General features: G+C 72.0%; 26 protein-coding genes and 1 tRNA gene. 16 read left to right on the plus strand and 11 right to left on the minus strand.

Going from position 1 to position 21,541, the window contains the following annotated elements; translation table 11 throughout:
* Positions 1-66 precede the first annotated feature (66 nt).
* Together rpsN and rpmB are read right to left on the minus strand one after the other, a co-directional pair.
* Positions 67-372 (minus strand): 30S ribosomal protein S14, encoded by a 306-nt coding sequence (rpsN, locus tag OG730_RS06735; protein ID WP_327303334.1) that lies wholly within the window; start codon positions 370-372, stop codon positions 67-69.
* The gene (gene rpmB, locus OG730_RS06740) at positions 372-608 is read right to left on the minus strand and encodes a 50S ribosomal protein L28 (protein WP_327250900.1); all 237 of its coding nucleotides are present in this window, start codon (positions 606-608) and stop codon (positions 372-374) included. The genes rpsN and rpmB overlap by 1 nt, the downstream gene beginning before the upstream one ends.
* A gap of 68 nt (positions 609-676) precedes the next feature.
* On the opposite strand from rpmB, the gene rpmG reads away from it, so the two are divergent.
* From rpmG to rpmF, 5 genes are all read left to right on the plus strand, one after another.
* A complete protein-coding gene (gene rpmG / locus OG730_RS06745) occupies positions 677-841 on the plus strand; it encodes a 50S ribosomal protein L33 (RefSeq protein ID WP_327303335.1) in 165 nt (54 codons plus the stop codon).
* An 80-nt stretch (positions 842-921) separates the two neighbouring features.
* The gene (locus OG730_RS06750) at positions 922-1,170 is read left to right on the plus strand and encodes a type B 50S ribosomal protein L31 (protein WP_327303336.1); all 249 of its coding nucleotides are present in this window, start codon (positions 922-924) and stop codon (positions 1,168-1,170) included.
* Complete coding sequence (locus tag OG730_RS06755) at positions 1,167-2,309, plus strand: CobW family GTP-binding protein (protein ID WP_327303337.1); 1,143 nt, start codon at positions 1,167-1,169, stop codon at positions 2,307-2,309. The genes OG730_RS06750 and OG730_RS06755 overlap by 4 nt, the downstream gene beginning before the upstream one ends.
* 46 nt (positions 2,310-2,355) lie before the next feature.
* Entirely contained in the window at positions 2,356-2,595 is a 240-nt protein-coding gene (gene rpsR, locus OG730_RS06760) for a 30S ribosomal protein S18 (RefSeq protein WP_327303338.1), read from the plus strand.
* Positions 2,596-2,696: 101 nt separating this feature from the next.
* Positions 2,697-2,867, plus strand: a complete 171-nt coding sequence (gene rpmF, locus OG730_RS06765; protein ID WP_327303339.1) for a 50S ribosomal protein L32 — start codon at positions 2,697-2,699, stop codon at positions 2,865-2,867.
* Here rpmF and OG730_RS06770 read toward each other — a convergent pair.
* Complete coding sequence (locus OG730_RS06770; protein ID WP_327303340.1) at positions 2,864-3,439, minus strand: GNAT family N-acetyltransferase; 576 nt, start codon at positions 3,437-3,439, stop codon at positions 2,864-2,866. The genes rpmF and OG730_RS06770 overlap by 4 nt on opposite strands.
* A gap of 137 nt (positions 3,440-3,576) precedes the next feature.
* Positions 3,577-4,149: a TetR/AcrR family transcriptional regulator gene (locus tag OG730_RS06775; RefSeq protein ID WP_327303341.1), complete on the minus strand. Its 573-nt coding sequence runs from the start codon at positions 4,147-4,149 to the stop codon at positions 3,577-3,579.
* 243 nt (positions 4,150-4,392) lie between these two features.
* Between OG730_RS06775 and OG730_RS06780 the strand changes: the two genes are divergently transcribed.
* The 7 genes from OG730_RS06780 to OG730_RS06810 all read left to right on the plus strand — a co-directional run bounded on the left by OG730_RS06780 (position 4,393) and on the right by OG730_RS06810 (position 12,188).
* Positions 4,393-5,406, plus strand: coding sequence for an agmatine deiminase family protein (locus OG730_RS06780; protein WP_327303342.1), 1,014 nt, complete (start codon positions 4,393-4,395; stop codon positions 5,404-5,406).
* A gap of 113 nt (positions 5,407-5,519) precedes the next feature.
* The gene (locus tag OG730_RS06785; RefSeq protein WP_327303343.1) at positions 5,520-7,229 is read left to right on the plus strand and encodes an ABC transporter substrate-binding protein; all 1,710 of its coding nucleotides are present in this window, start codon (positions 5,520-5,522) and stop codon (positions 7,227-7,229) included.
* Complete coding sequence (locus OG730_RS06790) at positions 7,226-8,185, plus strand: ABC transporter permease (protein WP_327303344.1); 960 nt, start codon at positions 7,226-7,228, stop codon at positions 8,183-8,185. Before OG730_RS06785 ends, OG730_RS06790 begins: the two co-directional genes overlap by 4 nt.
* Complete coding sequence (locus OG730_RS06795) at positions 8,182-9,036, plus strand: ABC transporter permease (RefSeq protein WP_327303345.1); 855 nt, start codon at positions 8,182-8,184, stop codon at positions 9,034-9,036. The genes OG730_RS06790 and OG730_RS06795 overlap by 4 nt, the downstream gene beginning before the upstream one ends.
* Complete coding sequence (locus tag OG730_RS06800) at positions 9,033-10,115, plus strand: ABC transporter ATP-binding protein (protein WP_327303346.1); 1,083 nt, start codon at positions 9,033-9,035, stop codon at positions 10,113-10,115. Before OG730_RS06795 ends, OG730_RS06800 begins: the two co-directional genes overlap by 4 nt.
* Positions 10,112-10,951, plus strand: coding sequence for an ABC transporter ATP-binding protein (locus tag OG730_RS06805; RefSeq protein ID WP_327303347.1), 840 nt, complete (start codon positions 10,112-10,114; stop codon positions 10,949-10,951). The genes OG730_RS06800 and OG730_RS06805 overlap by 4 nt, the downstream gene beginning before the upstream one ends.
* A gap of 91 nt (positions 10,952-11,042) precedes the next feature.
* Positions 11,043-12,188 carry an agmatine deiminase family protein gene (locus OG730_RS06810; RefSeq protein ID WP_327303348.1) on the plus strand — a complete coding sequence of 382 codons (1,146 nt, stop codon included), beginning with the start codon at positions 11,043-11,045 and terminating at the stop codon, positions 12,186-12,188.
* A gap of 91 nt (positions 12,189-12,279) precedes the next feature.
* Here OG730_RS06810 and OG730_RS06815 read toward each other — a convergent pair whose 3' ends face one another.
* From OG730_RS06815 to OG730_RS06825, 3 genes are all read right to left on the minus strand, one after another.
* Complete coding sequence (locus OG730_RS06815) at positions 12,280-12,690, minus strand: DUF4440 domain-containing protein (RefSeq protein ID WP_442814844.1); 411 nt, start codon at positions 12,688-12,690, stop codon at positions 12,280-12,282.
* 39 nt (positions 12,691-12,729) lie between these two features.
* Positions 12,730-13,320, minus strand: coding sequence for a MepB family protein (locus OG730_RS06820; RefSeq protein WP_327303349.1), 591 nt, complete (start codon positions 13,318-13,320; stop codon positions 12,730-12,732).
* A gap of 269 nt (positions 13,321-13,589) precedes the next feature.
* Positions 13,590-13,674, minus strand: a tRNA-Leu gene (locus OG730_RS06825).
* Between the two features lie 665 nt (positions 13,675-14,339).
* On the opposite strand from OG730_RS06825, the gene OG730_RS06830 reads away from it, so the two are divergent.
* A complete protein-coding gene (locus tag OG730_RS06830; protein WP_327303350.1) occupies positions 14,340-15,557 on the plus strand; it encodes a low temperature requirement protein A in 1,218 nt (405 codons plus the stop codon).
* Here the strand turns inward: OG730_RS06830 and OG730_RS06835 are convergent.
* The gene (locus OG730_RS06835; protein WP_327303351.1) at positions 15,544-16,485 is read right to left on the minus strand and encodes a beta-ketoacyl-ACP synthase III; all 942 of its coding nucleotides are present in this window, start codon (positions 16,483-16,485) and stop codon (positions 15,544-15,546) included. The genes OG730_RS06830 and OG730_RS06835 overlap by 14 nt on opposite strands.
* A 205-nt stretch (positions 16,486-16,690) precedes the next feature.
* Here OG730_RS06835 and fdhD point away from each other — a divergent pair, with 205 nt between their 5' ends.
* Entirely contained in the window at positions 16,691-17,524 is an 834-nt protein-coding gene (gene fdhD / locus OG730_RS06840) for a formate dehydrogenase accessory sulfurtransferase FdhD (RefSeq protein WP_327303352.1), read from the plus strand.
* A gap of 163 nt (positions 17,525-17,687) precedes the next feature.
* Here fdhD and OG730_RS06845 read toward each other — a convergent pair whose 3' ends face one another.
* The 3 genes from OG730_RS06845 to OG730_RS06855 form a co-directional block, all read right to left on the minus strand.
* The gene (locus OG730_RS06845) at positions 17,688-17,957 is read right to left on the minus strand and encodes a hypothetical protein (RefSeq protein WP_327303353.1); all 270 of its coding nucleotides are present in this window, start codon (positions 17,955-17,957) and stop codon (positions 17,688-17,690) included.
* Positions 17,958-18,075: 118 nt separating this feature from the next.
* Positions 18,076-18,507, minus strand: a complete 432-nt coding sequence (locus tag OG730_RS06850) for a (2Fe-2S) ferredoxin domain-containing protein (protein ID WP_327303354.1) — start codon at positions 18,505-18,507, stop codon at positions 18,076-18,078.
* Between the two features lie 9 nt (positions 18,508-18,516).
* Positions 18,517-19,569 (minus strand): bile acid:sodium symporter family protein, encoded by a 1,053-nt coding sequence (locus OG730_RS06855; protein ID WP_327309175.1) that lies wholly within the window; start codon positions 19,567-19,569, stop codon positions 18,517-18,519.
* Between the two features lie 163 nt (positions 19,570-19,732).
* Between OG730_RS06855 and OG730_RS06860 the strand changes: the two genes are divergently transcribed.
* Complete coding sequence (locus OG730_RS06860; RefSeq protein WP_327303355.1) at positions 19,733-20,584, plus strand: LysR substrate-binding domain-containing protein; 852 nt, start codon at positions 19,733-19,735, stop codon at positions 20,582-20,584.
* A gap of 261 nt (positions 20,585-20,845) precedes the next feature.
* Positions 20,846-21,505 (plus strand): NADPH-dependent F420 reductase, encoded by a 660-nt coding sequence (locus OG730_RS06865; protein ID WP_327303356.1) that lies wholly within the window; start codon positions 20,846-20,848, stop codon positions 21,503-21,505.
* Positions 21,506-21,541: the final 36 nt, after the last annotated feature.

The following is a 21,541-nucleotide window of genomic DNA, read 5'->3' on the forward strand; positions in this document are numbered from 1 at the left end:
CAGTTGCCGCCGGAGCCCGCAAGGTTGCCGGGGGCCTGCCGATCGCTCCCGTCGGCCGCACGGGCTCTACCAGGAGGACTTCGTGACTCCGGGCAGGAACCCCGCGTGTGCCTGTTCACGCATCCGTACGCGGGACAGTCCGAACTTCCGCAGGTGCCCGCGGGGCCGCCCGTCCACACCGTCCCGGTTGCGCACCCTGGTCGCGCTCGCGTCGCGCGGCTGCTTGCGCAGCTCGGCCACGGCCGCTCCCCGTTCGGCATCCGCCGGGGACGACCGCCGGATGATCTCCTTCAGCTCCGCCCGCCGGGTGGCGTAGCGCTTGACCATCGCCTTGCGCTTCTCGTTCTGCGCGATCTTGCCCTGCTTCGCCATCAGACCTTCACGCCCCGGGCGCGGATGCGCGCCACCGCGGCCTCGACACCGATCGCGTCGACGGTCTTGATCGCCTTGGCGCTCAGCTTGAGGCGGACGTGGCGCCCCTCGCCGGGAAGCCAGTACCGCTTGCTCTGGATGTTGGGGTCGAAGCGGCGGGAAGTGCGCCGGTGCGAGTGGGAGATGGCGTTGCCGAAGCCTGGCTGGGCGCCGGTCAGTTGGCAGTGGGCGGACAAGGGGTGACCCGCCTCTCTCCGAAGAGGATTCTTATTGGAAACGATTTCCATTCCCGTATAGTAGCCCCATGGCACGCAACGAAGTACGTCCGATCGTCAAGCTCCGCTCCACCGCGGGCACCGGCTACACCTACGTCACCCGCAAGAACGGGCGGAACGATCCCGACCGGATGGTGCTGCGCAAGTTCGACCCGGTGCTCCGCCGGCACGTCGAGTTCCGCGAAGAACGCTGAACCCCGTCCTCCACCCCCCGCCCCGTCACCCATCCCCGCCCCCCGCCCCCCGTCCCGCGTCCCTGCCTGAAGGACACGCCATGAAGCCTGGAATCCACCCCGCCTACGGACCCGTCGTCTTCCGCGACAGGGCCGCCGGCTTCGCCTTCCTCACCCGCTCGACCGCCACCAGCGAGAAGACGGTCGAGTGGCAGGACGGCCACACCTACCCCGTCATCGATGTCGAGATCTCCTCGCAGAGCCACCCCTTCTACACCGGCACCGCCCGCGTCCTGGACACCGCCGGCCGCGTCGAGCGCTTCGAGCGCCGCTACGGAGGCGGCAAGTGACCCTGCCCGTCGTCATCGTCGGCGGGCTCCACGCCGACGCCCGCAAGGAAGTCGTCGACCGGCTGCTCCGCTCCGTCCCCGGCAGCGTCGCGCTCCACCACGACCTGGCCACGGCGCCCGCCGGTACCGTGCTGCGCGTCGTGCGCGACGCTTCGGGCGAACTGTCCCGGGGCGAGACGCCCCTCTTCAACGACTGCGCCTGCTGCGCGCTCCGCGAGGACCTGGTCCCCGAGCTCGAACGGCTGGCCGGCAGCGGAATGACGCGCCTGGCCGTCGTCGAGCTGTGGGACTCCGTCGAGCCCAGGGCGATGGCCGAGGTCGTCGCCCAGCACGGCGGCGGCGCACTCGACCTCACCAGCGTGATCACCGCGGTGGACCCCGCGCTCGTCCTGCCCTATCTCGTCAACGGGGACGATCTGGCGGACGTGGGCCTCGCGGCAGCCGCCTCGGACCAGCGCACGGTCGGGGACACCTGGGCCCGGCAGTTGGAGTACGCCCCCGTACTGGCCCTCGTGGACAGCGCGGAGGCCGACGACGAGGACTTCGCCCTCTTGACCCAACTCCATCCGACCGCGCGCCGGGTGCCGGCCGGATCCGGGGAACTGGCCCGGGCGGCCTTCGCCGGCTTCGACGTGGAGGCGGCCGCCGCCGCCCAGCACCCGGCCTGCGCCTTGCTGCCGCAGGAGGCGGAGGAGGCCGGAGTCACCACCTTCGTCTGGCACCACAGCCGCCCCTTCCACCCCGAGCGGCTCTACGAGGCCCTGGAGGACCTCTGTTGCGCCGCCGCTCGCAGTCGTGGCCGGTTCTGGCTCGCCGACCGCCCCGACACCTTGCTCGCCTGGGACGCCGCGGGCGGCGCCCTGTGCGTGGAGAGCGCCGGGCCCTGGCTGGCCTCCCTCCCGGACGCCGCCTGGGAGCTGGTTCCGCCGATGCGCAGGGCGGCCGCCTCGCTCGACTGGCATCCGGAACACGGTGACTGCTGCCAGCACCTCGTCTTCACCTCACCCGGCCTCGACCGCGACGGGCTGGCGCGACTCCTGGAGTCCTGCCTGCTCAACGACGCCGAGTACGCCTCGGGGCGCGAGGAGTGGCGCAAGCTGCCGGCCGCCTTCGACTCGCTCCTCGCCCCCGTCTCCTGACCCGCCGGCCGGCACATCGATCGCCCACACCACCCAAGGAGCCCCCATGGCCCGCCGCCAAACCCCCCACAAGCCGCTGAAGTCCCGCCCCAACCCCCTGGACGCGGCGAAGATCACGTACATCGACTACAAGGACACCGACCTGCTGCGGAAGTTCGTCTCCGACCGCGGCAAGATCCGCGGCCGCCGCGTCACCCGGGTCACGGCGCAGCAGCAGCGACGGCTCGCCGCCGCGATCAAGAACGCCCGCGAGATGGCTCTGCTCCCGTACGGCAGCGGCCGGTAGTCCCTCGCGTGCGGTGCGCGGCGGCGACCGCCCGCACGGTCCAAGTGGCACCGCCCGCACGGTCCAAGTGGCACCACCCCACCCCAACCCAGGAGATACCCATGGCCGTTCCCAAGCGGAAGACGTCCCGCAGCAATACCCGCCACCGCCGCGCGCGGTGGAAGGCGACCACCCCGCAACTGGTCCCGATCACGGTCGACGGCGCGGTGCACCAGGTGCCGCAGCGCCTGGTGAAGGCGTACGAGCGCGGCCTGCTCCGCCCCGAGGGCTAAGGGGCGGGCGTACGGAAGTCCAGCATGCAGAACACCTTGTCGTAGCGGCGTTCGCCGACGGCGACGAAGCGGGGCAGCCGCCCGTACTCGGTGAAGCCCAGAGAGGCGTAGAGCCCCAGGGCCCGGGTGTTGTCGCCCCGCGCGTCCAGCGTCAGGACCTCGATCCCGGCCCGGCGGGCGTCCTCGACGAGGGCGGCGGTCAGGGCCCGGCCGAGCCCGAGTCCGTGGGCCCCGGCGGCGACGGCGAGCTTCTCCAGGTCGGCGTGGGGCCGGTGGGTCGGGCGGGCGTAGCGCTGCCAGTACCCGAGCCCGACGAGCCGGTCCGCGAGGTAGGCGCCGCGCAAGGCCGCGTCCCCGGCCCGTACCGCGTCGACGACGCCGTTGAGCAGCCGCGCCACCTCGTCCGGCCCGGGCGGTTCGACCCAGCCCAGCGCGGCGCCCGCGGTCACCAGATCGGCCAGGATCCGGTGCGCCTCCCCGGCGAACCGGGCCGCCCGCCGCGGGTCGGACATCAGCTCCAGGGCGTCGACGATCACCGCTCCGGCGGCAGCGCCGCCCGTTCCTTGATCCATGACCGCAGCCTAGAGGGCCGCCGGGGCCGCCGATCCGTGATCCACAGCCCGCGCGACGGCGGCCCAGCCGTCCGCAGCTACGCCCGTCCGTAGCGACCCGCAGCTACGCCCGTCCGTACGGCCACCCGTCCGTACGGCTAAGCGCCCAGCTCCCCGTCGATCGCGTCGGCCATGAGCCGGCGCGCGTGGTCCAGGGGCAGTGAGCCGCTCAGCCACCGGACGCTGAGGCCTTCCAGCAGGGCCGTCAGGCGCTCGGCGGCGGCCGCGTGCTGGGGGGCCGTCCCGGCGGGGCGGGCCTGGGCGAGGAGGTACGAGATCTCGTGGACCCAGCTGTGCGTGGCCTTGGCCACGTCCTCGCGCAGGTCGGGATCGAAGACGGCGCTGGCCCTCAACTCACCCCAGGCGGTGCTGTTCTCCCGCACCTCCGGGGTTTCCTGGAGTTCGAGGAGCAGGGTCCGCTTCAGTTCATCGCGGGGGCTCTCCGGATCGTCCGAGCCGTCCTCGCGTTCGGCCGTGTAGCGATCGGCGCGGTCGCTGATGAACTCCAGCGTCCGGCGCAGGATCCCGGCACGGTCGGTGAAGTGGTAGTAGATCAGCGAGGTGGACACGCCCGCTTCGGCGGCGAGCTCCCCCACCCGGAGCCCGCGCACGCCGCGGCGCGCGATCACTCGCGTGGCGGCTCTGAGTATTTCCGTTCGACGGTCTGGCACGAAGGGTCACTCTACCCGTCGACTCCGTCACCTGGGGCTTTTCCTGACCGTAACATCAGGACCCCGTTTCCGGCGGTTGGGCCGTGATCATGCCGATTCAGGGCCGCTTACACGCCCCTTCCGATACGCGGTGTGACCGATTCCGCATCAGCTTGGCCAGAACCATTGACTGAATTTTCAGTTCGGTGGAGGATGCGGGCACCCCTTACGAATACTGACTGAATTTTCAAACAGGAGTGGATCATGACGACTTTCCGCATGCCGGCCGAGTGGACGGACCACGAGGGCTGCCTGATGGCCTGGCCGACCCGGCAGGAGCTGTGGGGTGACGTCTTCGCGGAGGTCAAGGCCGAGTACGCCCAGGTCGCCGCCGCGATCGCCGCCTTCGAGCCCGTCACCATGGTCGCGCTGCCCGGCAGCGGTGACGAGGCCCGCGCGCTGTGCGGCGAGGGCGTCGAGGTCATCGAGCTCCCGCTGGACGACTCCTGGTTCCGGGATTCCGGTCCGATCTTCGTGCTCGGGCAGGACGGCAGCCGCGCGGGCGTGGACTTCCGCTTCAACGCCTGGGGCGGCAAGCACTTCCCCTACGACACCGACGACAAGATCGCCTCGGCCCTGCTCGCGCACCTGAACGTGGACCGCGTCGACTCCCGGATGATCCTCGAAGGCGGAGCGATCACGGTCGACGGCGAGGGCACGCTGATCACCACCGAGCAGTGCCTGCTGCACCCGAACCGCAACCCGGACATGACCAAGGCGGAGATCGAGGCCGAACTGATCGCCCGCCTCGGTGTCACCAAGGTCATCTGGCTGCCGTACGGCGGTCTGCTGGACACGGAGACCGACGGCCACGTAGACGGCGTCTGCGCCTTCGTCGCCCCCGCCACCGTCGTCGTCCAGCTCCCGAGCGACCCCGCGCACCCCGACTACGAGCGCATGCGCGTCAACCGAGCCGTCCTGGAGGGGTCCACCGACGCCGTGGGCCGCCCCTTCACGATCATCGACCTGCCGCAGAGCAACCTCGTCGAGGTCGACGGCAAGGAGACCGAGGTCGGCTACCTGAACTTCTACATCGCCAACGGCGGGGTCGTCGTCCCGGTCGCCGGCACCGACGAGGACGAGGGCGCGCTCGCCGTCATCGCGGCCGCGCTGCCCGGCCGCAAGGTCGTCGGAGTCCGCTCGCGCGTGATCGCGTACGGCGGCGGCGGCGTGCACTGCATCACCCAGCAGATCCCCGCGGCCGCCCGCACCGTCTGACCGGTCCGCCCCCTTCGCCGTGCCCGGGCCGGCGGCCCGCCCCGAGCCTCCCCTCCTCGATCCGCTCGCCGCCCGCCCGTACCTCCCCGCCCCGCATGGAAGAGAGAGCACCGATGCCCAGATCCCTTCCCTGGTCCAGAGCCACCAGGTCCGCCGGCCACGCCTCCCCCGGGCGCCCGGCCGCCCCGCGCGCGTCCGCCCCGCGCCGGTACGCGCTCCCCGTCGCCGCGCTGGCCGCCCTCAGCCTGGTCGCCGCCTGCTCCGGCCCGCCGAAGGACGGCGGGAGCGGGAAGGACACGGCCTTCAAGCTGTCGGCCGGCACCCCCGCCCCCGCGGGCGAGCTCGACTCGTTCACCTGGGCCGTGTACGCGGAACCGCCGACGCTGGACTACATCTCTGCCTTCGACTACCCGGCGAACACGATCCTGTCGAACGTCTGCGAAAGCCTGATGCGGTGGACCCCGCAGCTCACCATGGCTCCGGGGCTGGCCGAGAAGGCCACCCACCCCAATGACCTGACCTGGGTCTACGATCTGCGCGCGGGCGTGCGCTTCCACGACGGCGGCGTGCTGACCGCGGACGACGTGGTCTACAGCCTGGGCCGTCAGATGGACCCGGCGAACGGGGCCGCCTGGAACAGCAACTTCTCCAACGTCGAGACCGTCACCAAGACCGGCCCGCTCCAGGTGACCGTCAAGCTGAAGCAGCCCGACTCCCAGTTCCCCCAGTACATGGCGACCGCCGCCGGTGTCGTGGCCTCCAAGGCCGGGGTGGAGAAGGCGGGCGAGGACTACGGCACCACCGGCAGCCTGGACTGCACCGGCCCCTTCAAGCTGGGCACCTGGAGCAAGGGCCAGTCGATCGAGCTCCAGCGCTTCGACGGCTACTGGGGCACCAAGGCCAAGTCCGCGAAGGCCGTCTTCACCTTCCTCACCGACCCCAACGCCCGGACGAACGCCCTGCTGAGCGGCGAGGCCGACGGCGGCTACCTGATCCCCACCGAGAGCTACGACCGGCTGCGCGCCAGCGGCGCCGGCACCCTCTACTTCGGCGAGGGCCTCAGCACCGTCAACGTCAACGTGACGAGCATGAAGGGCGCGCTCGGCGACGTCCGCGTCCGCCGGGCCCTGGCCCTGGCCCTGGACCGCCGCGGCTTCGTCAAGGCGGGCCTGGGCGGCGCGGGAACCGTCACCAGCTCGCTCACCACCAAGGCGATCTGGGCCGGCGCGCCCGCCGCCATCCGCGCCTCCGCCTTCGACACGCTGCCCTCCCCCGACCAGAACGTCGAGGCGGCCAAGCGGATGATCGAGGAGGCCGGCGCCACCGGCAAGACGCTGACCGTGGCCACCAGCTCGATCGGCCAGGACGTCTCGGTGCTGGCCACCGCGATCCAGGACGCCGGCACCAAGATCGGCCTGAAGATCCAGCTGAAGACCATCGCCCCCAACGCCTTCACCTCGCTCTTCACGGACCCGGCCGCGCGCGAGGGCATCGACATGTTCCCGGAGACGTACTACGACTCCATCACCGACCCGATGGACCTGCTGAGCAACTTCCAGACCGGGGCCTACCAGAACTACGCCGGCTACAGCGACCCGTCCTACGACGCGCTGACCGACAAGGCCCGCGCCGAGTCCGACCCGGCCAAGCGCTTCTCGGCCGCCGCCGAACTCCAGAAGAAGGCCTCCGACCAGGTCCTGTGGATCCCGGTCGCCGAGTGGCCGACCGCGGTCTTCCTGAACAAGCGGATCACCGGCGCGCCCACCACCATCTCCTACCTGTACTACCCGTGGGCCGCCGACGTCGGGGCGGCCGCGCGATGAGTTTCCTGCGCTTCGCCGTACGGCGGCTGGCCGAGATGGCAGCCACCCTGCTCGGCGCCTCCTTCGTGATCTTCGGCGCGCTGTACCTGGCTCCGGGCAACCCGGCGAGCTTCCTCCTGGGCGGCCGCTCGGCCTCCCCGGAGGCACTGCAGGCGATCAACGAGCACTACCACCTGGACGACCCCTTCGCGGTGCGCTACCTCAGCTGGCTCGGCCAGGTGGTGCGGGGCGACTTCGGCCGCTCGATCACGTACCGCACGGACGTGTCGCGGCTGCTCGCGGACCGACTGCCCAACACCCTGATGCTGATCTCGATGGCGCTCGTACTGGTCCTCGTGTTCGGGCTGGTCCTGGGCTGGATCGGCGCCGTCCGCGGCGGGGCCGCCGACTCCACGATCCTGGTGACGACCACGGTGGCCATCGGCACCCCCTCGTTCGTCGCGGCGGTCCTGCTGCAGGGCCTGTTCGCGGTGAAGCTGGGCTGGTTCCCGACCGGCGGGGCAGGCGAGGGCTTCGGGGGGATGCTCTGGCACCTGACCCTGCCCGCCGTCGCCCTGGCGCTCTACCTGATCGGCATGCTCGCCCGGGTCACCCGGGCCGCGATGCTCGAAGTCCTCGGCCAGGAGCACGTCACGGTCGCCCGCAGCCGGGGCGTCTCCGCGAGCCAGGTCATCCGGCGGCACGTCTTCCGCAACGCGCTCGGCACCGTGCTCACCACCGGCGGCCTCATCGTCTCCACCCTGCTGGTCTGCACCATTCTGGTGGAGTCCGCCTTCAGCGTGGGCGGCATCGGCCAGCTCCTCGAACTCTCCACCACCACCAAGGACTTCCCCACCGTGCAGGCCATCTCCCTCATCATGGTCGCGCTGTTCATGACGGTGAACCTCGTCGTCGACCTGCTCCATCCGCTGGTCGATCCCCGGGTCACCCTCGGCCCCGCGAAGAAGGCCTCGTGAGCTCCGTCCTGGTGCGCCGGCCGGGCCTCGCCCGGCTCCGGACCTCCCGCGCCCCCCTCTCCCTGTTCTGTACGGGCTTCGTCGCCGTCGTCGTGCTCGTCGCGGTGCTCGCCCCCTGGATCGCGCCCTACGACCCGAACGCCGTGGACCTCGCGAACGCCCTGGCGGGCCCCTCCGCCGATCACCTCCTCGGCGTCGACGCCTCCGGGCGCGACACCTTCTCCCGGCTGGTCCTGGGCGCCCGCACCTCGCTCCTCGGCCCGCTCGGCGTGGTCACCTTCTCCACCGTGGCCGGCGTGGCGATCGGCACCGCCGCCGCCTGGCGGGGCGGCTGGCTGGACTCGGTGCTCTCCCGCAGCACCGAGCTGGTCTTCGCCTTCCCCGGCATGCTGCTGGCCATCCTGATCGTCTCGGTCTACGGCGAGGGCCTGCTCGCCCCCGTCATCGCCCTGGCCATCGCCTACCTGCCGTACGTCAGCCGGCTGACCCGCTCCCTCGTGCTCGCCGAGCGCGCCCGCCCGTACGTCGAGGCGTACCGGGTGCAAGGACACTCGGGGGCGCAGATCTGCCTGCGCCACGTGGTCCCCGCGGTCATGCCCGTCGTCCTCGCGCAGTCCGCGATCAACTTCGGCTACGCCCTGATCGACCTGGCCGGCCTCGCCTTCCTCGGGCTGGGCGTACCGGCCCTGACCCCGGACTGGGGCCGCATGGTCTTCGACGGCAACGCCGCCATCCAGGCCGGCTACCCGCTCTCCGCGATCGTGCCGTGCGTGGCCATCGTGCTGATCGTGGTCGCCTTCAACGTCGTCGGCGAGGCCTGGGCCGACAAGGTCGCCAGGAGGGCCCGATGAACACATCGACCGCGCAGAGCGCGCGGAGCACGCCGACCGGACTGAACACCCTTGAAATCGAGGGCCTGCGGCTGCACCTGCCGGGGGCCGTCCGGCCCGTCCTCGACGGCGTCGGACTCACCGTCGGCCCGCGGGAGACCGTGGCGCTGGTCGGCGAGTCCGGCTCGGGCAAGAGCCTGACCTCGCGCAGCGTGCTGCGGCTGCTGCCCGAAGGGGCCCGTACGGAGGGCGAGGTGCGGGTCGCCGGCGACGACGTGCTCACCATGTCACCGGGCCGGCTGCGGGTGCTGCGCACCAGCACGGCGGCCATGATCTTCCAGGACCCCCGGGCGGCCGTCAATCCGATGCGCCGGGTCGGCGACTTCCTCACGGAGAGCCTGCGACTGAACGCCAAGGCCACCAAGGCGGTCGCCGAGGACCGGGCGGTGGCCATGCTGGAGGCCGTCGGCCTCACGGCGGACGCGCTGCGCAAGTACCCCGGACAGCTGTCCGGCGGCATGCTGCAACGGGTCGTGATCGCGGCCGCGCTGATGGGCGATCCCGCCCTGATCCTCGCCGACGAACCCACCACGGCACTGGACGTCACCTCGCAGGCCGAGGTGATCGGCCTCCTCGGCGACCTGCGCGACCGCTTCGGCACGGGGCTGCTGTTCGTCACCCACGACCTCGGCCTCGCCGCCGCGATCAGCGACCGGGTGTACGTGATGTACGCGGGCCGGATCGTGGAATCGGGCCCGGCGGCCGAGCTGTTCGCCCGGCCCCGGCACCCGTACACGGCGGCCCTGCTGGACTCCACCCCGCGCCTGGACGCGCCCCGCGGGCGGCTCGCCGCGATCGAGGGCCGGCCGCCGAGCCTGCGGGAGGAGCTCAGCGGATGCCCCTTCGCCGCGCGCTGCGTGCTCGCGACCGATGTGTGCACCCGGGAGGCTCCGGCGCTGCTGCCGCTCGCCGGTGCACCGGACCGGCTCGCCTCCTGCCACCACGGCGAGCTGATGGCCGAGCGGGAACGGGAACGGGCGGGGACCGAAGGGACCGGGACCCAACGGCCGGAGACACAGCGGAAGGAACTCCACCCATGAGCACCGCCACCGGCACGAGCGCCGGCACCACGACCGCCGCCACGAGGACCGTCCTGGAGGTCCTGGGCCTGCACCGGACCTACGGAAACGTCCGGGCCGTGGACGACGTGTCGTTCCGGCTGCCCGCGGGCGGCTCCCTGGGCATCGTCGGCGAGTCCGGTTCGGGCAAGACGACCACGGCCCGCATCGTGGTGGGCCTGGAACACGCGGACGAGGGCCGGGTACTGATCCACGGCCGCGACCGGGGCGACCACGCGCGCGGCAAGGCGCGCCGCCTCGCACGGGCCCGTGAGATCCAGATGGTCTTCCAGGACCCCTTCCTGTCCCTGGACCCGCGCACCACCGTGGGCGCGGCCCTGCGGGAGACCCTCGCCCTGCACTTCCCCGGCGCCGACCACGCGCGCCGGATCACCGAACTGCTCGACCAGGTCGGCCTCGGTTCCCGCGAGGCGGACGCACTGCCCCGGCAGTTGTCGGGAGGGCAGCGCCAGCGCGTGGCGATCGCCCGTGCGCTGGCCGTCGAGCCGGCCGTCCTCGTCCTCGACGAAGCGGTGGCCGCCCTGGACGTCTCGGTGCAGGCGCAGATCCTGAACCTGCTCTTCGACATCCGCGAACAGACCGGCATCGGCTACCTGTTCATCACCCATGACCTCGGCGTAGTGCGCTGCGTGACCGATGACGTGATCGTCATGCGGAGCGGCCGGATCGTCGAGTCGGGCCCGACGCAGGAGGTCCTCGCCGACCCCCAGCACCCCTATACGCGCCTGCTCCTGGAGTCCGTACCCCGCCCGGGGTGGGATCCCCGGAGCATCGCCGCCGCACGACGCGCGCTGTGAGGGGGGCCGTGGGCGCGGCGGCTCCCACGGCCCGGCGGTTCAGCACCAGCGGTTCATCACCCATCCAGGCATGACGAAACGGAGCTCAGAGATGAACGAGCACGTCGCACGGAGACTGGACAGACGAGGATTCCTGACGGCAGCGGGCGCCACCGCGGCCGGCGCCGCGCTGGCCGCGGTCGGCGGGCAGGCCTTCGGGGCCGCCCGCCCCTCGGCGGCGAACGCCGCCGCGGGCTACTCCGTACCGATCGACACGGTGCGCCACACCCGGACCTGGATGGCGTGGCCCGACAGCTCCACCATCTGGGGCCGCCAACTCGCGGGAGTACAGGCGAACATAGCGCTCATCGCGAAGACCATCGCGAAGTACGAGCCGGTCGTGATGTGCGCCAACTCGGCGAGCGTCTCGAAGGCGAAGAGCGCCTGCGGATCGGCCGTCACGGTGATCGGCTCGATCCCGGTGGACGACTGCTGGATGCGCGACAGCGGTCCGGTGTTCCGTACGAACGGGGCGGGCGGCCTGGACACCGTCGGCCTGAACTTCAACGGCTGGGGCAACCAGCAGACCCACGCCAGGGACTCCCTGGTCGCCGGCCGGGTCGCGGCCTACGCCGGGGTGCCGTTCAGTACGGCCTCGTTCATCGGCGAGGGCGGCGCGGTGGAGACGGACGGCGCCGGCACGCTCATGGCCACCCGCAGCTCGCTCATCAACCCGGACCGCAATCCCAACAAGACCCAGGCCCAGCTGGAGGACGCCATGTGCGCCGCCTACGGCGCCTCCAAGGTCATCTGGTTCAAGGGCGTCCTCGGCCGGGACATCACCGACGACCACGTCGACGCCACGTCCCGGTTCCTCGCGGAGGGGCAGGGGATGGTGCAGATGCCGCTCGCGAGCGACACGGACGCCTGGTCCAACGACGCGCGCCAGCAGTACCAGATCCTGTCGACCAGCACGAACGCCCTGGGCCACCCGATGTCGGTCACCAAGATGCAGGGCCCCGACTACAACCGGATCCGCTCCACCAGCCCCGACTTCGTCGCCTCCTACGTCAACTTCTACGTGTGCAACGGCGCCGTCATCTCCTCGCAGTTCGGGCACGCCACCGCGGACGCCGCGGCCAAGGCCACCCTCCAGCGGGCCTTCCCGGGCCGGACCGTCGAACAGCTCAACACCGACAGCCTCGGCGCGGGCGGTGGCGGCATCCACTGCGTGACCCAGCAGCAGCCGGTCGCGTAACCGCTCCCTCCACGCGTCCGGCCCCCCGCTGTCCGCGGGGGGCCGGTTCGTCGTACGGGGCCACGGGGCCGCGGGCGCGCGTACCGAGGCGCTACGGGGCGACGTCGTCCCAGGCCATCGCGCTCATCCGCCAGCCGTCGGGGGTCCGGACGTACTGCGTGGTCTTGTGGCCGGTGCCCTCGAACCACACCCCGTCGAGGTATCCGGACTTGCGGTACTCGCTGAACCGGTGCGCGATCGATCCGAAGATCTCGGTCCGCTCGGCGACCTCCCACTCGCGGAACTCCGTCAGGGTCCCGTCGGTGAGGATCTTCTCCCGCGGCTCGATGAACCCGTCGAGGTCGTAGATCACGGGCTCGGCCCCGATGTTCTTGATGATCATCCCCTGCGGGATGAACACCTCGCGGACGGCGCCCAGATCCGGCCGCCCGCCGTCGGCGTTGGTGAAGGCTCCGAGGAACAGCCGCATGAGCTGGTCGAGTTCGGCCTTGACTTCGGACACGCACCCCTCCTGAGAAAGAAGATTCCGGCGTGCCGATCTTCACCCACTCCCGGCGCCCGGGCAATGGCCGGCGGCCGGGAGCCCGTGGAGGGCGCGGGCGCGGGCCGGATCGGCGGGCCGGTCCCCCGGAAGGTGCAGGAAGTGGTCGAGCTGCCAGGCCTGCGCCGCGGCGGCCGACCGGTTGGCGGTCCTCGCCCAGGGCGGGTAGACGCGGAAGGCCCGCTTGCCTCCGGAGCCGTTCACCGAGAGGACCCCGTACCGGCGGAGCACGTCCTTGGGGAAGACGAACTGCCCGAACTCCGTCGGGTCGAGGCCGCGGCAGCCGACGACGAAGAGGTCGACGGCGTCGGCGACGTCGAAGGGCCGGATGGGCCCGTCCGGGGACCTCTGCCACACGGTGACGAACTGGCCCGTCTTGGTGGGCGTCGTCCTGGCCGCTCGGAAGCGGACGGCGAGCCCGTCGAGCGTGAAGACGTGGGCGGCGTACTCGGCGCTCTCGGCTTCCGGAACCGGCTGCGAGCAGGTGAACCCGCAGGGGTCGTAGACGAGCGCCTTCGCCGCGCGGAGATCTCCGTGGACCGAGGCCGCGTCCAGCCAGGGAACCGGCCCGGCGGTGGGGTGTCTGACCATGGACCCACCTTGTCATGCGCTCTACTGACGGAAAATGACGAAACGTCACACATGCGGAGGTTCCGCGAACAGCACGCCCGATTGTCCCGCCGCCCCCACGGACTCGTACGCACCGACGGAGCGGACGATCCCCGGCCGGATGCGGCAGTGGGCGTCCTACGACCGGAACCCGGTCCACTCGATCCTTGACGAGGCCTTCGTGCGCCACCTGCCGGTCCCTGAACGCGATCTGGCCCCCTGCTGTTCGCAGGGGGCCAGATGCCGTGTTGTGTCCGAGGGGGGACTTGAACCCCCACGCCCGATAAAGGGCACTAGCACCTCAAGCTAGCGCGTCTGCCATTCCGCCACCCGGACCAGGTGGTCGGCCCCGGTTTCCCGCGGCGACATGGACAACAATAGCAAAGGTTCGACGGGGTTCCGACCAGGTATTTCGACCGGGCCGGGTCCGACGCGCCGCGCTGACCTGCGGGCATGCCGCAGGCCCGGCACGCGGGCGGAGCGAGACGCATCGTCTCGCCGAGCTGGGACTCCCGGTTGGCGCGCTCCCCCGCGACCAGGTCCTCCTGGTGCTGCCAGGCGTAGAGGGTGTCCCCGTCCACGTAGCCGAAGTAGGTGGAGCAGCGCAGGGCCGCCTTGCCGCGGGCATCCTTCGGGAACCAGTCCGCCCGGAGCTGGATCTCCTTCGCCTCGGACGCCGGAGCCGGGGCGCACTGGGCCGGGAGCTTGCCGTCCGGAAGGGTCGCCTTCAGCAACCGCTCCCCGCCCGTGGTCTTCATCGAGTACCGGACCGCGCGCGCGTCGTCCGGCAGCCGGCGCGGAACGGAAGGACGCTTCGACCTGGCCTCGGCGCCGGTCGCGTACGAGCTCGTCCGCTGGTGCCGGCTGGCGAGCCAGTCGTTCGCCGCCGGTACGGCTATCGCCGTGGGCCGGGGGCTCCCGGATGCTGATACCGGCTGGACACGGGCGGGCCGAGGCGATCGGATGGGCGCCGCATATCCGAGTTCAGGGGGGAATCACCTATGGAATCCGAGCATCGCGTCAGCACGCTGGAGCTCTTCTTCGACCTCGTCTTCGTCTTCACCATCACCCAGCTGACGGTGCTGCTCGCGGACGACCTCACCCTGCGCGGCGCCGGGCGGGTGCTGCTGATCTTCACGGTGCTGTTCTGGATGTACGGCGGCTACGCGTACCTGACCAATCAGGTACCGCCCGACCGCCCCGTGCGCCGCCTGCTGATCCTGCTCGCCATGGGGGCGTTCCTGGTGTGCGCCCTGGCCGTGCCGACGGCCTTCGGGGACGGCGGGGTCGCCTTCGGGCTCGGCTACCTGGTCGTCGTGATCACGCACAGCGCGCTGTACAGCCAAGCGCACGGGCGCGGGGTGCTGTGGTTCGCGATGCCGAACGCGCTGTCCGCGCTGACGGTCACGGCCGCCGGGCTGTTCGACGGGGCGGCGGCCCTGGGCCTGTGGGCCCTGGCCCTGCTGTTCCAGTTCGTGACGCCCGCCATCTCGCGGCGGGCGACGGCCTCCGGGGCCGCCGCAGCCGCCGAGGGGAAGACCATCGAGGAGCAGCTCGGGGGGATCGGCGCCGCGCACTTCGTGGAACGGCACGGGCTGCTGCTGATCATCGTGTTCGGCGAGTCGATCATCGCGGTCGGCATCGGGGTGGGCTCGCTGCCGCTGACCTTCGGGATCATCGTCGGCGCGTTCCTGACGCTGGCCGTCGGGGCGGCGCTGTGGTGGATGTACTTCGTGCGCGACGAGGGGCGCGCCGAGCACGTCTTCACGAACACGACCCCGGACAGGCGTTTCAAGCTGGCGCTGCGCGCGTACTACTACTGCTTCATCCCGATGCTGCTGGGCATCGCCGCCTTCTCGGCGGGCGTGAAGAAGAGCATCGGGCACCTGGGCGAGCAGCTGCCGGCCGGGCCCGCCCTCGCGCTCGCGGGCGGGGTCGCCTGCTATCTGGCCGGGGACGTCGCCTTCCGGCTGGTGCTGGGCATCCGGCCGGTACGGTTCCGGGCGCTCGCGGTGGCGCCCGTACTGGCGACCGCCGCGGCGGGCATGCGGATCGGGGCGGTCTGGCAGCTGACCGCGCTGGTCCTCGTGCTCGTGGCCGCGCTGGCGGCGGAGGCCCGCGCTGCGGGCACCGCCTTCGGCGCCGCCGCTGACACCACCGTGGACCCGGCCGGAGCCGAGCCCACCGCGAGTTCCGGCGCGGGTGCTACGGGCAGCTGATGACCTGGCCGGCGTAGGAGAGGTTGCCGCCGAAGCCGAAGAGGAGGACGGGCGCCCCGGAGGGGATCTCGCCGCGCTCGACCAGCTTGGACAGGGCCATCGGGATGGAGGCGGCCGAGGTGTTGCCGGAGTCGACCACATCGCGGGCGACGACGGCGTTGACTGCGCCGATCTTCGCGGCGAGCGGCTCGATGATCCGCAGGTTCGCCTGGTGGAGGACCACAGCGGCCAGGTCCTCCGGGGTGATCCCGGCCTTCTCGCAGACCTTGCGGGCGAGCGGGGGGAGCTGGCTGGTGGTCCAGCGGTAGACGGACTGGCCCTCCTGGGCGAAGACCGGCGGCGTGCCCTCGATGCGGACCGCGTTGCCCATCGAGGGCACCGATCCCCACAGGACCGGGCCGATACCGGGCTCCTCGCAGGCCTCGACGACGGCCGCGCCGGCGCCGTCGCCGGTCAGGACGCAGGTGGTGCGGTCGGTCCAGTCGGTGATCTCGGTCATCTTGTCCGCCCCGATGACCAGGGCCCGGGTGGCGGCGCCGGCCCGGATCGCGTGGTCGGCGGTGGCCAGGGCGTGGGTGAAGCCCGAGCAGACGACGTTGATGTCCATCACGGCGGGGCTGGAGCCCATCCCGAGCTTGGCCGCGACGCGGGCCGCCATGTTGGGGGAACGGTCGATCGCGGTGGAGGTGGCGACGAGGACGAGGTCGATGTCGTCCGGGGTCAGACCGGCGCTCGCGAGCGCCTTGCCCGCGGCCTGGTAGGCCAGCTCGTCGACCGGCTCGTCGGGGCCGGCCATGTGCCGGGTCTTGATCCCGACGCGGGACCGGATCCACTCGTCGTTGGTGTCCACCATGGTGGCGAGGTCCTCATTGGTGAGCACCTTCGAGGGCTGGTAGTGCCCTAGCGCCACCACGCGTGAACCGGTCATGGGCGGGGTCCCCCCTTGTAAGGCAGTCAGGATGTACCAGCTTTGCCTGCTACTCATGGGTACACGGGCGCGTGACCCGACAGGATTCAGTGCCCGGACTTTGGAGCTTCCCGAGGGTGCTCAAGCCCGGGAGGGTGCCCGGGGCGTATCCGGGAGAATGGGTGCTCCAGGCGTACGACGAGAACAGAACGGGTGGACTGATCACATGGGACGGGTCACCGAACGCCGTCGCGTCCTCCGGATCCGGGGCGGCGTCGCAGGGGCCCGGGCGGACACCCTGGTGGCCGAAGAGCCGCTGGAGATACGGCTGAACGGCAAACCCCTGGCCATCACGATGCGCACCCCGGGCGACGATTTCGCACTGGCCGTGGGCTTCCTGGCCAGCGAGGGCGTGCTCGCCTCGGCCTCGGACGTCCGGGCCGTGACCTACTGCGAGGGCACCACCGAGGACGGATCGAACACCTACAACGTGGTGAACGTGCAGCTCGCCGCCGGAGTTCCGGTGCCCGACATCACGCTGGAGCGGAACGTCTACACCACCTCCTCCTGCGGCCTGTGCGGGAAGGCCAGTCTGGACGCGGTGCGCACCGCGACGCGGTTCCCGGGGCTCGCGGACGATCCCGTACGGGTGGGCGCGCGGCTCCTGGGGGAGCTGCCGGACCGGCTGCGCGCGGAGCAGAAGGTCTTCGAGCGTACGGGCGCCCTGCACGGCGCCGGGCTGTTCTCGGCGGAGGGCGAGCTGATCGACGTACGGGAGGACGTGGGGCGGCACAACGCGGTGGACAAGATCGTCGGCCGGGCGCTGCAGGCCGGGCGGCTGCCGCTGGCGGGCTCCGTCCTGCTGGTGTCGGGGCGGGCCTCCTTCGAGCTGGCGCAGAAGGCCGTGATGGCGGGCATTCCCGTCCTGGCGGCCGTCTCCGCGCCGTCCTCGCTCGCGGTGGACCTGGCACTGGAGTCGGGGCTGACGCTGGTCGGGTTCCTGCGGGGCGGGGACATGAACATCTACGCGGGCGAGGAGCGGATCGACCTGACGGCGTGACCCGCGGCCCGACGGCGTGACCCGCGGCCTGACGGCGTGACCCGGGGCCCGGCGGCTGAACGGTGCCTGACCGGCCGGTGACCGGCGGGGGCGGCGGCCCGGCCGGGGCGCCGACGGGGCGGCGAGGGCCGTCGTGCGGCCCCCGCCCCTGCCCCGTACGGGCTTACTTCTCGGCCAGGTGTCCCGCGCCCGTGTGCGCGGTGCCCGGCGGGGCCTGGACGGTCTGGCTGTACTGGTTGTCCTTCGGCGCGGGCTCGATCTTCTTCGCGGCCACGTGCGGGGTGCCCGCCGGGGCCTCGACGGTGCGGCTGTGGGCGGAGCCGTCCTTGGCGGCGCCGTCGCCGTTGTCCGCGGCGTTGGCCGCCCCGCCGAGGGCGAGCGTGGCGAGCAGGGCGGCGGCGGAGGCGGCGACGATGCGCTTGCTGAGCTTCATGAGGGGCTCCCTGGTGGTTCGGGGTTTCTTGCTGACACCCAGAACCTAGAAGAACCGGACATTTCCTTGCTCTAACGCTTTTCGCCCCCGAACCCTCTCCCCCCTTACGCCGCCCCGATCACCGCTTGCGGCGGCCTCGGCGGGAAGCGGGCTCGGCGGGCTTCGGTTCCGGGGGGTCGATGCGGTGCAGGTCGAGGGTCGCCGGGAGCGGGGTGGCGCCAGGGCCGCCCGCTCCGGCCCAGGCGATGATCTCGTCGGTGGCGGTGTCGTCCAGGGCCCAGCCGAACCACACCGCGCGGGCGCCCCTGCGGCGGGCCTCCGTGGTGGGCTGGACCACGATGACGTTGGCCTGCGCGCACGGGCCGAGGCAGTCGGACGTACGGACGGCCAGGCGCCCGTCGGAGGCCGCCGCGGCCTCGCGCAGCCGGGCCAGTTGTCCCGCGTGGTCGGTGCCGGGGTTCTTGACGGGGTCGCCGCAGCAGCATCCCCGGCAGACCACCAGGGTGCAGGGACGCGGGGCATGGGCGGAGAGCGGGCGTATCCAGGTCACCGCCGCACGTTACCGGGCCTGCGGGACCGGGTGTTGTGGGGTGTGCGAGACCTCCGCCACATGCCCGGCGGCGAGTTCGGTCCGCTCCGTGGCCTGCGGGTCCCGCGCACGGCGGCGGGCCAGTACCGCGCAGACCATCAGCTGCGTCTGGTGGAAGAGCATCAGCGGCAGCACGGCGAGGCTCGCCTGGGCTCCGAACAGCACGCTGGCCATGGGGAGTCCGGCGGCCAGGCTCTTCTTCGACCCCGCGAACTGGATGGCGATCCGGTCCTCGCGGCTGAATCCGAGGCGCTTGGCCCCGTACCAGGTGACCAGCAGCATCACGGCGAGGATGACCGCCTCCACGGCCATCAGGCCGCCGAGGCGCGGGAGGCTGACCTGGTGCCAGATCCCCGCGACCATGCCGGCGCTGAAGGCGGTGTAGACGACGAGCAGGATCGAGCCGCGGTCGACGCGGCCGAGGACCGATCTGTTGCGGACGAGGAAGCCGCCGACCCAGGGGCGCAGGGCCTGGCCGAGGAGGAACGGCAGGAGCAGCTGGAGGACGATCTTCACCAGCGAGTCGGGGGAGAATCCGCCCGCGCTGTTGCCGAGCAGGCCGGCGGCGAGGACGGGGGTCAGGAAGATGCCGACGAGGCTGGAGAAGGAGCCCGCGCAGATCGCGGCCGGGACGTTGCCGCGGGCGATCGAGGTGAAGGCGATGGAGGACTGGATGGTCGAGGGGACCAGGCAGAGGAAGAGCAGGCCGCTGTAGAGGGGCGGCGTGAGGACGGCGGGGACCAGGGCGTGCGCGGCGAGGCCCAGGAGTGGGAAGAGCAGGAAGGTGCAGGCGAGCACGGTGAGGTGGAGCCGCCAGTGGCGCACGCCGTCGAGGGCCTCGCGGGTGGAGAGCCGGGCGCCGTAGAGGAAGAAGAGCAGGGCCACCGCCGCCGTGGAGGCGGCCTCGGCCACGGAGGCGGCCGCGCTGCGGGCGGGCAGCAGGGCGGCGAGGCCGATGGTGGCGAGCAGACCCATGATGAACGGGTCCACGGGGAGCCAGGCGGGAAGGTGCGGGCGGCGCATGCGGATGCTCACTTGCTGAGGTCGGCGGGAGGGCGGGGAGGGCCGGAGGGAAAGGCGGAGTCGGAGTCCCTTCCATCTTCGGGGGTCCGGTGGTGATCGGGAATCCCGCACACCACTCTCACTGTCATCACGGAACATGATGAGCGGGAGTAGGGTGGGCGGTGTGTACGACCCCGTTCAGCTGCGCACCTTCCTCACCGTCGCCCAGACCCTGAGCTTCACGCAGGCCGCCGCCCGGCTCGGCGTCCGCCAGTCCACGGTCAGCCAGCACGTGCGCCGGCTCGAGGAGGCCACCGGCCGGCCCCTCTTCCTGCGCGACACCCACAGCGTGGAACTCACGGAGGACGGCGAGGCGCTGCTCGGCTTCGCCCGCTCGATCCTGGAGGCGCACGAGCGCGCGGCGGCCTTCTTCGCCGGGACGCGGATCCGGGGCCGGCTGCGCTTCGGCGCCTCCGAGGACTTCGTGCTGACCCGGCTGCCGGAGATCCTGGAGGCCTTCCGGCACGAGCACCCCGAGGTGGAGCTGGAGCTGTCCGTCGAGCTGTCGGGGACCCTGCACGAGCGGCTGGACGCGGGGCGGCTGGACCTCGTACTCGCCAAGCGGCGCGGAGACGGCGACGAGCGGGGCCGGCTGGTGTGGCGGGACCGGATGGTGTGGATCGGGGCGGAGGGGCTCCGAGTGGACCCGGACCGGCCGGTTCCGCTGATCGTCTTCCCGCCGCCGGGCATCACACGGGCGCGGGCGCTGGACGTGTTGCAGGCGGACGGGCGGCCGTGGCGGATCGCGTGTACGAGCGGCAGCCTGAGCGGCCTGATCGCGGCGGCGCGGGCGGGGCTGGGCGTGATGGCCCACACGCGCGGGCTGATCCCACCAGGCCTGGTCCGCGTAGGCGGCCTCCCGGACCTCGGAACGGTGGAGTTCGCCCTGCTGCGCGGCCCCCGCAGCTCAGCGGCCGCGGAAGCCCTGGCCGCAGCGATCCTGGCGGGCGCGGACCGGCTGACGCGGGCGGCGTAGGGGGGCGCACAGCCTGTGCGGCACGGCCGGGCCCCGCAGCCGGGACCCGCAGCGCGGCTCGCGGTCCCGCCGGGGGTGCGGCGGTGGAGTGGATCGCGGCCGAGGTCGCGCCCCAACTGTCCTGACCTGGGAACCCGAACGGCCGCCGGGCCGAATGTGCCGCCGTTCGCGACGGCGTGCGTTTAGGGTCGGCGTACGCCAACCGGGAGCGGTGGGGCGGGAATTCGTACGGAACGAACAGCAGCGAGCAGGGGGACGCACGTGAGGATCGCGGTACTGGGTACGGGCGAGGTCGGGCAGCGGCTGGCGGGGAAGCTGGTCGCGGTCGGGCACGAGGTCACGATGGGCTCCCGGACGGCGGACAACGCCGAAGCCGCGCGGTGGGCCACCGAGACGGGCGGTGGCCACGGGACCTTCGCCGATGCCGCCGCCCGAGCCGAGCTCGTCGTCAACGCGACCGGCGGGCTGGTCTCGCTCGCCGTGCTGGAGGCAGCCGGGGCCGGCAATCTCCGCGGCAAGACCGTCGTGGACGTCTCCAACGGGCTGGACTTCTCGGAGGGGTTCCCGCCCAGGGTAGTCACCCCGGACGGCCACAGCGTCGCCGAGCAGCTCCAGAAGGCTTTCCCCGAGGCGCGGATCGTCAAGACGCTCAACACCATGAACAACGCGGTGATGGTCGAGCCGAGCCGGGTACCGGGCCACCACACCGTGTTCGTGAGCGGCGACGACGCCGACGCCAAGGCCGAGACCACCGCGCTCCTGCGTTCCTTCGGCTGGGCGCCCGAGCAGATCACCGATCTCGGCGACCTGTCGAGCGCCCGCGCCACCGAGGCCCTGATGGGGTTGTGGCTGCGGCTCTACGGGGTGCTCGGCCCGGTGGACTTCAACCTCTCCGTGGTCACCGCCAAGGGCACCGGCTGACCGCACCGCCTGACCACATCGCCCGACCGCACCACC

The organism is Streptomyces sp. NBC_01298 (assembly GCF_035978755.1).
Taxonomy (GTDB): domain Bacteria; phylum Actinomycetota; class Actinomycetes; order Streptomycetales; family Streptomycetaceae; genus Streptomyces.